At 42.1% G+C, this 13,161-nt stretch carries 12 protein-coding genes; all 12 read right to left on the reverse strand.

What is annotated here, in order from left to right:
- Window positions 1-39: 39 nt before the first annotated feature.
- Window positions 40-519: a signal peptidase I gene (gene lepB / locus IGI69_RS08320; protein ID WP_086295423.1), complete on the reverse strand. Its 480-nt coding sequence runs from the start codon at window positions 517-519 to the stop codon at window positions 40-42.
- An 18-nt stretch (window positions 520-537) separates the two neighbouring features.
- Complete coding sequence (locus IGI69_RS08325; protein WP_438740406.1) at window positions 538-2,589, reverse strand: glucosaminidase domain-containing protein; 2,052 nt, start codon at window positions 2,587-2,589, stop codon at window positions 538-540.
- 259 nt (window positions 2,590-2,848) lie between these two features.
- A complete protein-coding gene (locus IGI69_RS08330) occupies window positions 2,849-5,902 on the reverse strand; it encodes a WxL domain-containing protein (protein WP_438740408.1) in 3,054 nt (1,017 codons plus the stop codon).
- A 1-nt stretch (window position 5,903) separates the two neighbouring features.
- Complete coding sequence (locus IGI69_RS08335) at window positions 5,904-7,031, reverse strand: DUF916 and DUF3324 domain-containing protein (RefSeq protein ID WP_438740410.1); 1,128 nt, start codon at window positions 7,029-7,031, stop codon at window positions 5,904-5,906.
- A gap of 13 nt (window positions 7,032-7,044) precedes the next feature.
- Window positions 7,045-7,857 carry a WxL domain-containing protein gene (locus IGI69_RS08340; protein ID WP_005226152.1) on the reverse strand — a complete coding sequence of 271 codons (813 nt, stop codon included), beginning with the start codon at window positions 7,855-7,857 and terminating at the stop codon, window positions 7,045-7,047.
- Between the two features lie 41 nt (window positions 7,858-7,898).
- A complete protein-coding gene (locus IGI69_RS08345; protein WP_008379814.1) occupies window positions 7,899-8,702 on the reverse strand; it encodes a WxL domain-containing protein in 804 nt (267 codons plus the stop codon).
- 14 nt (window positions 8,703-8,716) lie between these two features.
- Window positions 8,717-9,091 carry an LPXTG cell wall anchor domain-containing protein gene (locus IGI69_RS08350; RefSeq protein WP_121261285.1) on the reverse strand — a complete coding sequence of 125 codons (375 nt, stop codon included), beginning with the start codon at window positions 9,089-9,091 and terminating at the stop codon, window positions 8,717-8,719.
- Between the two features lie 593 nt (window positions 9,092-9,684).
- Window positions 9,685-10,341 (reverse strand): endonuclease III, encoded by a 657-nt coding sequence (gene nth / locus IGI69_RS08355; RefSeq protein ID WP_005226155.1) that lies wholly within the window; start codon window positions 10,339-10,341, stop codon window positions 9,685-9,687.
- 24 nt (window positions 10,342-10,365) lie between these two features.
- Window positions 10,366-11,067: a DnaD domain protein gene (locus tag IGI69_RS08360; RefSeq protein WP_438740413.1), complete on the reverse strand. Its 702-nt coding sequence runs from the start codon at window positions 11,065-11,067 to the stop codon at window positions 10,366-10,368.
- 112 nt (window positions 11,068-11,179) lie between these two features.
- Entirely contained in the window at window positions 11,180-11,566 is a 387-nt protein-coding gene (locus IGI69_RS08365) for a RidA family protein (RefSeq protein WP_438740415.1), read from the reverse strand.
- Window positions 11,563-12,003 carry a Fur family transcriptional regulator gene (locus IGI69_RS08370; protein ID WP_005226158.1) on the reverse strand — a complete coding sequence of 147 codons (441 nt, stop codon included), beginning with the start codon at window positions 12,001-12,003 and terminating at the stop codon, window positions 11,563-11,565. Before IGI69_RS08370 ends, IGI69_RS08365 begins: the two co-directional genes overlap by 4 nt.
- A gap of 168 nt (window positions 12,004-12,171) precedes the next feature.
- Window positions 12,172-13,101: a cysteine synthase A gene (gene cysK, locus IGI69_RS08375; RefSeq protein ID WP_005226159.1), complete on the reverse strand. Its 930-nt coding sequence runs from the start codon at window positions 13,099-13,101 to the stop codon at window positions 12,172-12,174.
- Between the last annotated feature and the right edge of the window lie 60 nt (window positions 13,102-13,161).

Genomic DNA, 13,161 nt, shown 5'->3' on the forward strand with positions numbered 1-13,161 from the left:
AATGAATCATCGCAAACTTCCTTTCAAAAAGCTGATGTGTCAGAAGAACGTGGTCACCACACCATAAAAGGTTTTACTTGAAATGATTCCAAATTCTCTACTATCACTTGAAGTGAGCAGTGCATCGCCAACGACAAAGTACTCATCTTCTTTGAGGTACCCCCGAATCGGCAACGCCTCAACGGCTTCATCCTTCACAGTGATCATAAATGAAAAATCAAAGTCAGTATCCTCCGCCCCAATCAACAAACGCTCCTGTGTACGAACGAAGGAATCCCCCGGCACACCAATCACTCTCTTGATCAAAAATTTTCCTTCCTGTTCGAAAGCGATCAGCTGATAGCGATTTGGCTGGCGCTTTTTATGAATCAGCACAACTTGTCGATCCTCGATCGTCGGCAGCATGGATGTTCCTCTGACTAACGCCAGTCGATACGGCTGAAGAAACACAATAAGCAAAAGGACCATCAAAAAGATACCACTGATAGGAAGACCTATTTGTCTATGCCTTTTACTCATATTGCCAGCCCTCCATCCTTATTTTGGCATAATATATGAAACACTTGATGAGTGCGCCAATTCATTGCTGATCACGCGATAAGAGATTGTGGTTCCACCATAGACATTTCCTTCTGAAACCAAAATACCATTTGGACCAACGGCTTCAACAAAAGCGACATGACCATAACGAGGATCAGATCCAGCTGTTCCAGGTGCAAAAGAGATCATACTGCCTGCTTTAGGCGTTTGACTGACGTTGTAACCTAAACGTCGTCCGGTATTGCCCCATTGACCACCATTTCCCATGTAGTCATCTACTTGACCGCCTAATTGACTCACGCGATTGAACACATACCAAGTACATTGTCCAACAGGATACGAACCAGAAAGATTGTAGTCACGACCGTTGTATTCTGGGAATGTCATAAGGGAGCGATACTCTTCTGGAATTTGTTCTTTTCCTTGGATAAACAAGCCTGTTTCTGTTGCGATCACTTGGTCATATTGCGTCAATCCATAGACCGCAATCAGTGAATTGATTTTTTTACTATAATTAACATCAGTCGCATAAGTGCCCGTCAAAGCATCTGCTGCCCGAAGATAGTTTTTTGATTCAGAGCGCCACACGTCTTGATAAAAGGTTGGATTTCCAGTGATTCCTCCGCGAATCAATTTGACATAATCTGCCATGGAATCTCGATAACTTGAATAGGAACGAAAGGCGGCTTGAATTTGGAAAAGTTCCCCGTTGCCTTTATCTTCCATTGTTGGTAAAGTCACGCTGTTTCCTTGATAACTGCCTTTGATGCCAAAAAGGTTATAATGGGGACTGCTGGAAAGCCCGCTGTCGCCACTGCCGCTTTCAAGGATCGCTTGCGCGATCAATACAGAAGCAAAGACATCGTATTCTTGCCCTAAGCTTTGGGCTTCTTGTGCCAATGTTTCAATAAACATCTGGGTCTTTTGATTCACTGTAAATTCGTAAGGGGCTGGATATTCAGCAACTAGCTTTTCGCCATATGTAGCCAATTCAGGATTTGATAGCCGTCTGATCGATAGCGGCTCTTCGATAGAAACCCGCTGAACTTCGATGGCAGTTTTCATTGGCTCTTCTTGATTTGTCACTAAACTTGCTTGGTAACCATCTGCGAGGTAGATACCGATTAACTTATTTGCGTCATATAAAAGATCCCCCGGTTGTAATTGTTCAACCTGCTGTTCTTTTTCTATCCAGCTAGCTTCCCCATTTATAACCGCTTTGATCCGTTCATTGATCCATTCGTCCATCGTCAATGGTTCTTCTAGTTCACCAATTTGTCCGATGATCTCGTAGACGAATGCCGCTTGCCATTGCGCATCATAATCAGCTAATATCGGCAAGGTGAAATCTAACAGATTCGAATCTGCGATCTTTGCTGCCCGAAAACTCTCTGGTAAATCAATAGTACGTCCATCATAAAAAGAATTTTTCAAGTCAGAAATAGCATCTGGTGATTGAACGACAGGGTTTATTACTTGCTCAGGTGCAATAATCGGAGGTGTTTTCGGCTCCTCTTTTTTTGCATTTTCAGTATTTTCGTTGCTCTCAGTTGAAATTTCATTTTCTTTTGGTGCCAATGACTCATCAATCAAGTCGGTCTCTTTTGGCTTGTTCTCTGTTTCTATTTCTAGATCGTCCGTTTCAGCATCTTTTTTTTCCTCTTCCTCGGAAGGTTCCTTGGACTCTGATTCCTCTAGTTCGGTCGTTTCCGCTGACTCGGTCGTTTGTGTTGAGTCTGCTTCTTCAGACGAATCAAGAGATTCTACAACGGTATCTGCTGTTTCTGAATCTATAAGCGGTTCATTTGATTCGGAGGATAACTCGGTCGAGTCCTCCGTTTGCTCTTTGCTGACGTCTTCTTGACTTTCTTGGTCTTCTGCTGCCGATGAATCTTGGTCATCAAGTTGCTGTTCGACATTTGTATTTTCTGAATAGTTATCAGGCTGAGGGCTTTCTTTCGCCAGTAATACGGGAGAAACAAAAAGTTGGCTTGCTAAAATCCCAGCACTGAATAATGTTAAATATGACTTCTTTTTTCTACTCTTCATACAGTTTCCTTTCTCTTGTTTCAGCCGGCATCATTGGTTTTGATCAAAACCTGACGAACTGATTCAAAGTTGCTTGAATAGTTTTTGCACGAGTTTAGGTGAACTCTGTATCTTCGCGATTATTATGAAGCAAGTGTGATCTACCGCAAAAAAACGGTAAAACCCACTGCTTTTCAAGCGATTTACTCACTATCTTCCTATCAAGAATGGAAGCTGTCATAGGCGTCAACAGCTTCCATTTGATAAGATTGAGCATTGATCATTCGGTAGATGGGACAAAACTTAACTCCCATTCAATCGTTGCTTGGTAGGTCATGTTACGCGGATTTGATCCAATGGGTACTTCAAGTTTGACACTATCCCCCATCGTCCCCATATCCCCGTAGCGCTGAATCCAGGTACCGCTTCCTTCATTTGCATCTGCTTCAGCGATCAAAGCGGGTACCCCAGGATCAAGGATCATTGATTCACTATAAGTGGGAGGAATTGCTGAATTGGCAGCATTCGTCAGCATAACTGCATTTTCTAAAATAATTCGTGCACCCCGAAGTTCTTCTCCTCGATCATTACGAAATCCTGCAGCGGATAATGTTGCGTTAAGTTCCCAACCGGTAAATTGAGCGCGCCGGTCAGAAATCTGAACGTAATTTGGCCGTTCCTCAGTTACTGAGCCATCTGCACTACTAAGACGTTGCGGCAATGCCTTGTACTGTTTGGTATCTGCACTTATTGATACATCTCCAAAGCTATACTGGGAGATGAAATCGATACTGATAAACCCTAAATGTTCTGGTATATCCGGTTTATTTTCTGGGTTCACTTCAATATCTGGTGCGATCGGATCTCGTGGATTCATTGTGGCAATCTCTTGAACAACTGTTTCAGCTGTATCAAATTTTCCATTTAAGAAAGCGTAAGCCGTCACCGTATTATGTTTTGTAAACCGATCCCCCTCGGCTAAAGTCAAGCTGAAATCACCATTGGCATCTGCTTGAAGATGGAACAAGCTGTTATCATCAAAAGAAGGTGATTGCAGTTGCGGTGCGGGAATCGCTGGATCTCCGTCAAAACGAATCACACTATAAGGTGTGGCTTTTCCCCTAATGATTCTTGAACCTTCCAGTGCCGGGTCTTCCGTTAATGGTTCTAAATGAACCTCGACATCTGGAATATATTCAAATAGGATACGTTGTGCTCTTGTGGTAAAATTCGCGCGAAAATGATCAACGATCTCTTGAGAGATGGAAGAAACATTCGAAATCGATGACAAGGTAGAGGCAAAATTCACTTTTAAGTTGAAGATTGGACTCCAACTGAAGTCTGGTTCCTCCGTCAAGTTTCCGTGCCGCCATTGTTTCGCTGCTTGAATATCCACATCTAATAGCCCACCGCTGCCGGAGATCGAAATAAGGCTGCTATTTGCTGCATTTCCGGTAACCGCCCTTGTTTTCTCTAAATTGATGCGTTGTGCATCCGCAAAAGTGAAGGTTGAGGCCGAGCTCAAAAATGTCATCAAGGAATGAGAGGGATTGGTTCCGTCTGACTTAATATCCAAGATTCCTTCTTTAGCAACAATAAATGTGGCGGCACCAGCTACATGGATCACTCCGGAGGTGGTGGTCCCTTGATTCACTGCATCAATTTCGACACTACTTTTATTTCCAATAAGCATCGTACTTCCAGCACCCATATAGATAATGTTATAGGCCCATCCATTGAGACTTGTGGTACGTCCGTCAGCCTTGATTGTCACCTTGCTGTCTTCAGACATTTCAAAGTGGGCGCCGGTAGCGTACATACTGATTGCAGGAGAATTCGCTCGAGCGGTCAAATTAAGCTCTGAACGATTGCCGATTTCGATCCGCCCATTCGCAATATAAATATTTGCTCCGAAAGCCTCACCGGCTGTTCCAGCTGCACGCAGAAATAGCTTCACATCATTGCCAATAGTCATACGGCCGGTTGCATAATATAAATAGATATTGCCGGAATTTATTGTTGACATATCAACTGTTGCGTTATCAAGAATTTCCAATTGTGTTACTTCCATATTTGCTTGGTTGGTCGCATTGATCGTTTGCACGCGTCCAGATCTGGAAGTATATGTCGGAGTTTGATGCGATATTACTTCGCCAGACATAACAACAGGTGTCGCTAACGAGTGGATCAACTGATTGCCCGCGTTGGTTAAATTGTGGTAGCGCATTCTGGATAGATTTTGCTGAGGAATACTCATATTCGTAAAATTCATAAACCCATACCAATTTCCATGAACGACATCGATATTTTGATACGTAATGTCCCATGGCGTTGCACTATTGACTGTACTATCATAAAATCCGACAGCAACAGCTCTAAAGTCGATTTGATACCCATTACCTTCGATCACAAGCGTTCTTGAAATTTCAGAAGCATTGGTCCAAATATAGGCTAATCCATTTGTTGGGTTGGAAGTTGCACTTCCCACAGCCACTCCAGAAACTCCTTGAGTAGGATTATCCGAAGATTCAAAGTCGTTTACGATATTGATATAATTTACATCTTTATTCACGATTGCCGCCATAAATTCTTGCCAGTTGGAAACATCCCGGTGACTGATTTCGTTTAACGGTGTGACCGGTTCTGTCAATTGGGCAATCGCTTCTGCTTGATCAGCTTCTGTGTCTTGCTGATTCTCGTTTAGGTTCGCGTCATTGGAAGGTTGCGTGGTTCGTTCCCCTTCCTGCGGCGTCTCTGATGGTGAGACTTCTGTCTCGATCGTTTCATTATCTGCATCATCATCCGAGTCCTCTTCCTCGTCATCTTCTGCCTGTACTTCGATCGTTAGTTCCGCTTCACCTATAACCAGTTGATAATCGCCTATTTTATTAAAGACGATAGGAATCTCGAACTCCATTAACTCTTCATCAAAGGTAAGCGTCCATTCCTGTTCTTCTTCAGACAGCTTTTTACTCTTCACTTCTGCAGCAAATTCTTCTTCCACGATCGCTGCTTCTTTCGCTACAACCAGCGTAATCTCATCTAACGGTTGGCTTGATACGACGAAAACATCGATCGGTTGATCCACGACACCTTCAATCACACTAACTGGAAACTGAAAAAAAGGGGTATGGATGTCAAATTCTTTTGTTTGGATCGGTTGTGTTGCTTTATCAAGCAAGGACATGTTATGCGTTTCGTCCAATGGTTCAATCGTGTGATCGATGGCGTGGATTTCTGGCAATAGTAAACTGCTCAGACTTGGAAAAAAAGTTTGCACACTTAGTAATCCAATAATGATCGCAATTATTACCTTGTGTGAGGTATTCTTCATTTCAACTTTTCCCACCTTCCTTTGCATTTTTTTTCTTATGAATAATTAGGATGATCGCAATAATTAGAAGCAAGCTGATTAGACCAGCCGTGGCGATCATCCACCAATTGAGTGACTTATCTACAGTGACATCGAGTTCATTTAAGCGGCGAGCATCTTCTGCCTCTACGCTAAATATCTGTTCCCAAGACCACTCTTCCTCTCCTGACCGCGCAGTAAGATTCAATACATACTCCCCATTACGAAAACGATCGCCATTCAAGGGAATTGGGAAATGCATATGTGAATTAGGAGCCATTTGCATCGCTGATTGACTTGTTTCATATAAAATCGTCTCACTGCCAACAGATCGAATTTCAGCTGTTACTTCCAATTGATTGACAAATGTTGAAGTATAATTTTGGATAACAGCACTAAATACGTTTCGGTAGTTTACTTGATCGGCAAAAACATCAAGCAGTTCCAATCCCGGATCCGTTGCGGACCGATTGTTGCTTACTACCACACCAATGACATAGGAAAATGCATTCCGAATGCCTAATCCTTGTTCAGCAGATTGTGTTTGCTCCTCTTCCGAAATAACCTCTTTGATTCGAATGCCACCTGCCAAAACCCCTTTAAATTCCTCTTCTGGCATCGTAATCGGTAAAGAAATGATTCGTTTTTCTAATGGATCGAACGATACGGTTTCAGGCACCTCTACCAGTTCATCAATTGATGCAGGTAAAGTCGGATCAGGGGATTCTGCATCCCGGCCATATTCCACAACACCATTCACATTCGTAAATGCCGTATGGACAGAAATTTCTATTTCGATCGCTTGATCAGAACCATTTTCGATCTCTAAAGCCAATTCATCACGTTCTCCTGCCCCAAGATTTAAATCGAAATACCCCAACGCCCCTCCTTCCAGCTGACTTTCCGGTAAGATAGGCGTCACATAGAAGTTTAATTCTGATTCTGTCTGAGCATAGCTCAATCTTGGTGAAAAAAAGAATGATAGTAGGATGACCGCACAGGTAACCGTTTTTATCCATTTCATTCTCATACGTTGTTCAGTCAAAAGTGGTTCTCCTTCCAAAAAAGGCAGGAATAATTTACTATTCCTGCCAGTTGTTTCTTGTTGCAAGCTATGATCCTTCTTACGGATTTACTGTTTCGCCGCTACTATCAACAGAAGCAGTTAGCGTCCATGTCATTTCCGCAGTATAGTTAGTTGCTAGCTGCGTGGTAGAGCCTGGTACAAATAGTTGAATATCATCATTTCTGATAATTTCGCCTTCTTGTTTATTAAGATTTTGTTCCGTCAATTTTTCTTGATCTCCCCAGTAAATCGATGAAGCGCCCGCGCCTTGACCGACCGAAGCACGCATGACAGGAATGTCTTGATCGTTGACATCTAGGATCAACGCATTTTGTTCTTCATTATTGATAACGGCACTTGGCTGTAAGTCTCGATCACCCTCGCCTTTGTTGAACACGATCTCAGGGTTTGCCAACTTGATTTTTGCCCCAGTCAAGACATCCCCTGATTCAGAAGTAAAATCAGTTAGACTAACATTTAATGTCCAACCAGCATGCGTTCCTCGGGTATCTTGCACTTGGGCAAACGATACATACGGTGTCGTACCTGATTGATCAGCCAAATTACGCTCATCAGCAACGATCGAATACCAACGATCACTGGTAGAAATAGCATTCTGACCAAAATCGAATGTTTGTGGTGCATAAGCAATGGTAAATGGACCCGTTTGTCCTGGCGGTGTTGGTTCGATCGTTTCTACTTCTGGGTGCACGACTGGCGGTTGTACCACTGTTAGATCGCTTCCGTCTGAGGTAAATCCTACAACGTTATCGGTAGTCGTTTCTAATGAAGATTGGGCAAAGGCTTGAACACCTCCTGCTAGTAAAGTGGTGGATAATACAGCGACCGTAGCTAAACGAATCTTTTTCATTTCTAGTTCCTTCTTTCTTTTTTATTCAGTACAAAACCAAGTTATTGAACCGTTTCTCCGTCCGGTCCAGCTGTTGCAGCCAATGTCCAAGTAAGGGTTGCTTCATAAAGAGCAGCGTCTTTTGCTGTTGATCCAGGAACAAGTAACTCGATTCCAGCATTTTCAACAACCTCTGCGCCTGCTTCCACTTGTCGATTGATTTCTTCCTGATCGCCCCAAACGACTGACGATACGCCAGCACCTTTTGTTTGAGCAGCGGTCAGAACCGAACGCTCGCTATTTGTAGCATCTAAAATCAATCCATCCGCATGAATTTGTGGTTCATTTTCTTGGTTGCTTCCGTTATATTCCAATTTTGGCGAATTAAAACGAATTCTTGCTCCAGTCAGTTCATTATTCTGTGTTCCTGATTCAAAAGCACTTAAGGAAACTTTTAAATCCCAACCAGCATTTGTCCCACGCGTATCTTGGACTTGAGCAAATGAAACATATGGAACTCTTTCTTCACTATCTTCCGCGTCTTTTAGCTTGTGTAATTCAGCCACTAGCTTATATTCTTGATCGGTATTAGAAATCACTTGCTCACCGAAATTAAGCGTAGGTGCGTAAGCAATCGTCAATGGTCCTGTTTGTCCTTCAGGGCCGACTGGATTGATCTCTACATCTGGACCATTAGGACCAGGATTTGGTGGTTGAACCACTGTCGCTTCGCTATCGTTTGGTACAAAGAGAACTTTCCCTTCTGTATCATGGTTTGTTACACTTTCAGTAGCGAAGGCTTCCGCGCTAATAGTAAATAAAGTTGCAGCTAAAACAGCTGCCGATGCAAATCGTACGAATTTCAAATTCATCCCTGCTTTCAAATTATTTGTCTTTTCTTTTTAACCATCATAAATTTTGATCGATGTTTGGTATATTGCGCATACAATGCAACCAGTACGAGCAGTAATCCAAGCAAGATTACGCCGTAAGTTTTTGTCTCGTTGGTCTTTGGTAAAATACCACCTGGTTTTGCTACCTCTTTTGGTGGCGAGATATTCTCTGTAGGGCCTGCTGGCGGTGCTGGTTTGGGTTGGCCAATAGGCTCATAAACACCGGTAAAAAGCACAGAGCTTTCTGTTTCAACCGACTGCACTTCCTGAGCATTCACCGCTGCCGTAGAAATAGTTATCCCATAAAAAAGAGTGCAAAACAGAACCATACGAACTAATTTCCATACCTTTTCTCCTTTCATTCTCCCTCCTCCTCTATACTTGCCACATCTTATAAGTGATCTTTTCAAAACTGCGTTTGTCTAGTATCCGTAACAAAAATGATTATGAGATTGTTAAAGAATCATTTCGAAATTTGCAACGCTTTTTCTGTCATTAGTAAAATAGCAGAGAAAGACTTATAACCTTTGACAAAGTTCACTATACTGATGATTTCCACAGATTTGAAATACTATTTTTCACCAATGGGTGAATTTTCTTATTAATATTACGTTATATTGACCAAAAATAAGCAGTTTTATAAAAAGAAAGGGTAAAAATTGTGCGAAAAAAGCCATCATACTAAGCTTACAAATAGTTTTAAAAAAAAGGCGTATTGGAAGGTTCATTTCGCATCGAGCATCATCCCTCACACGATCTCTTTGTGAAAAAACACCTGATTTTGAGTGGTGTAATCAAAAAAATTCAGTAAGCTTATGTTTTTCCAGTTACTTGAAACGGCTTTATCAAAGGTTGTTACGTTAATCACCTGTTCTTTTATCAATTTATGCAAAAAAAACGCTAAGCGATTTCGCTTAGCGTCTTGATCCTAGTTACTTTTGGTTTATGTTCACCATTAAATGGTTTTCTTCCCCTTCATCCGAAGTTTTCCTTCTTGGCACATTGTCAACAATGGACAAACCTCACACTTAGGTGCCCGTGCTGTGCAATGATAACGACCAAAGAAAATTAACGTGTGATGCGTTTTGACCCACAACGTATCTGGAATCTTTTTCATCAATGTTTGTTCGACTTCTAATACGTTGGCGTCTAGTTTACAGATGCGCAGCCTTTTTGATACCCGCTCGACATGCGTATCGACAGCGATTGCTGGAATGCCAAATGCATCGCCAAGAACGACGTTCGCTGTTTTTCTGCCGACACCTGGCAAAGAAATTAAGTCTTCTCTGGTTTGAGGCACTTCGCCTCCAAAACGCAGCAACAATTCAGAGGCACAAGCTTTGATATTTTTCGCTTTGTTTCGATAGAGGCCAATCGATTTGATTTTTTCAATAATGTCTTCTAACGGCGCCTCGCTGAGAGCCTGCGGCGTTGGATATGCTTCAAAAAGTGCCGGTGTCACTTTATTGACTGACACATCCGTTGCCTGTGCGCTTAGGATGACAGCAATCAGCAATTCAAAGGCATTTTTTGACACTAGTTCTCCATGTGCTTCAGGAAACATCTCATACATTATTTCTATCGCAGTCATTGTTTTTTCTTTACTGATCATTGGACGAATTAAACTCCTTGTATCTTACTCTCCTTCTAACCAATTATGCATAGGGATTTTGGGCATTGGGCCATCTTCTTGTGGCGTGGTTTCATTTTGAAGAAACTGTTTTTTTCTTCTTTTTTGCTCTTCTTCTACTTGCGCTTTTGAGGTAATATTCTTGCGTTCCCACGAAAGCAAAATACGATCGATATAGTTTAAACTATACGCTTGATTCAAGACCGCTTCTCGCAAAGCAAACTGGACCAGCTCGGGATCATAGTGGTCCTCATCCAACCACTGCCCGATCCGTTGGTATTCGATCGCCGATAAGGGGCGACCAAATTCTCCTTCAAATAAGCGATACAACTCGCGTATCTTCTCTTCATTTGTTTTAGCGACTTCCTTTTTGGATTGCTGCTGCAAAAGAAACTCGAGTCGCTCATAAATGCCAGTGAAATCATAATAATCAATCATTTTTCCTGCGTCGTCTTTTTTTGAACCCATTCGCAGCACATCTTTTTTCAGCAATTGATTCAACCAATGATAGATCTCTTTTTGGTCGCTGCCCATCACCGAGGCGATCTCACGTAAATCTGGAAAATCATTGCCTTGCTCATGGCTGCGATACAGTTGCAGCCATAACAAAAATTCATCATTCGTCAAACCAAGATGATGGTAATTCTCTAAAAGCAAATTTGAAATCGTCGTTTGCCCTTTTGCCAAATATTCCTTTAACGAAACCATACTACATCCTCTTCTCCTTGGCTCACTTGAAACATAAAGATTCTTCCCTATCAGGATCGAATCAATAAAAAGGGGACGACGCAAATGCGGACGTCCCACGATTCTTTGTTGGTTACGCTTTTTCTATGACTGCTGCGATGATCTCAACTTCAACCAAAACATCTTTTGGTAAGCGAGCAACTTCGACAGCAGAACGTGCAGGTAACACTTCATTGAACAATGTGCTATACGTATTATTGAAAGGAACGAAATCATTCATATTTTTTAAAAAACATGTCGTCTTAACGATATCATCTGGCGTAAGTTCCGCCGCTTCAAGAATCGCGTTGATATTTTTCAATACTTGCTGAGTCTGTACTTCAATCGTCGTACCGACAACTTCCCCCGAAGCAGGATCTAATGGCACTTGACCAGAAGCAAACAAAAAGCCGTTTGCGATTTTTGCTTGAACATAAGGACCGATTGCTTGTGGTGCTTGATCTGTAGAAATTATCTTCATTTTGTTTCCTCCTCTTTCACTTGGCATTCAGGACATAGACCATAAACTTCTAGTCGATGGTTATTTATTTGATACCCAGTTAATTTCGAAGCCGCCATTTCGACATCTTCCAATCCTGGATAGTAAAAATCAGCGATCTTTCCACACTTTTGGCAGATAGCATGATAATGAGGCTCCGTTGTAAAATCAAAACGACTGGAGGCATCTCCATAATTCATTTCTTTTACAAAGCCAATTTCTGTGAACAAACGTAAGTTATTGTATACCGTTGCGACACTTATACCAGGAAAATGAACTTCGATCGCCCGATAAATCTCTTCAGCGGTCGGATGGGCATCGTGACTGGCTAAAAATTCTAATATCGCTACTCGCTGCGGTGTAATACGAATATTTTCATGTTTTAATCGTTTGATCGCTTCATCGTAGATCGTACTCACAGGAGTTCCTCCATTTCTCTTATCTTACCTATCATACTATGTAAAACCTAAAAATTCAAACAGCTTTCCTTGTTTTTTTAAAGGAATAACGCATTTGCCCAGCCCGTCTTCCCTCAGTTTTTCGAGAAAGAAAAGCAGACAAACGAATGCCTGCTTTCCCCCTCTTTGCTAGTCTTCAAACTGATACAGTGCCGTAGATAAATAGCGTTCACCATTATCTGGTACGATCGCTAAGACTTTTTTGCCTTTTCCTAAGTCCTTAGCAACCTCTAATGCCGCTTTGATCGCTGCACCAGAAGAAATCCCTACTAAGATTCCTTCTTTCATCCCAACTTGACGCGCAGTTTCCATGGCATCCTCACTAGCGATGGCAATCACCTGATCATAAATCTCAGTGTCTAGTACTTTAGGAACAAATCCCGTGCCGATCCCTTGGATCTTATGGGGACCAGGTTTGCCACCTCCTAAAATAGCTGATTCTGCAGGCTCAACGCCCACGATCTTCAAATTAGGATAGACGCGCTTCAATTCCTTCCCCGCACCAGTGATCGTACCACCTGTGCCGATCCCAGCAACAAAAGCGTCTAACCCTTTAGATTCAAACGCATCCTCAATTTCTTTCCCTGTCGTTTTTTCATGGACTTCTGGATTGGCTGGGTTTTCAAATTGTAATGGCATATAATAGCCGTCTTGTTCTGCTAATTCTTTTGCTTTATTGATAGAACCAGTGATTCCTTCAGACCCAGGGGTCAAAATCAACTCTGCACCATAAGCTTGAACAATTTTACGTCTTTCAATACTCATGGTTTCTGGCATAACCAGCACGACACGATAACCTTTTGCCGTACCGATCATGGCTAAGCCGATCCCAGTATTCCCAGAAGTTGGTTCGATGATGGTATCACCAGCTTTTAACAAGCCATTTTTTTCTGCTTTTTCAATCATGGCTAAAGCAATTCTGTCCTTGACACTTCCCCCAGGATTGAAGAACTCTAATTTCAGATACACATCCGCAGAACCTTCTTCTACGATGTGATTTAATTTGACGATTGGCGTATGCCCAACTAACTCATTGACCGATTGATAGATTTTTGTCATTGAAAATCCCTCCCGTTCTTATTCTTCCATTCTACCTAAAATAACCCCGAGTTGCGAATA

This window comes from Enterococcus sp. DIV1083b (genome assembly GCF_051713705.1).
Lineage (GTDB): Bacteria > Bacillota > Bacilli > Lactobacillales > Enterococcaceae > Enterococcus_D > Enterococcus_D casseliflavus.

Bases quoted from the DNA above. Each gene is read 5' to 3' on its own strand.
- lepB (WP_086295423.1), bottom strand. From the start codon at position 519: ATGAGTAAAAGGCATAGACAAATAGGTCTTCCTATCAGTGGTATCTTT.
- IGI69_RS08325 (WP_438740406.1), bottom strand. From the start codon at position 2,589: ATGAAGAGTAGAAAAAAGAAGTCATATTTAACATTATTCAGTGCTGGG.
- IGI69_RS08330 (WP_438740408.1), bottom strand. From the start codon at position 5,902: ATGAAGAATACCTCACACAAGGTAATAATTGCGATCATTATTGGATTA.
- IGI69_RS08340 (WP_005226152.1), bottom strand. From the start codon at position 7,857: ATGAAAAAGATTCGTTTAGCTACGGTCGCTGTATTATCCACCACTTTA.
- IGI69_RS08350 (WP_121261285.1), bottom strand. From the start codon at position 9,091: ATGAAAGGAGAAAAGGTATGGAAATTAGTTCGTATGGTTCTGTTTTGC.
- nth (WP_005226155.1), bottom strand. From the start codon at position 10,341: ATGATCAGTAAAGAAAAAACAATGACTGCGATAGAAATAATGTATGAG.
- IGI69_RS08360 (WP_438740413.1), bottom strand. From the start codon at position 11,067: ATGGTTTCGTTAAAGGAATATTTGGCAAAAGGGCAAACGACGATTTCA.
- IGI69_RS08365 (WP_438740415.1), bottom strand. From the start codon at position 11,566: ATGAAGATAATTTCTACAGATCAAGCACCACAAGCAATCGGTCCTTAT.
- cysK (WP_005226159.1), bottom strand. From the start codon at position 13,101: ATGACAAAAATCTATCAATCGGTCAATGAGTTAGTTGGGCATACGCCA.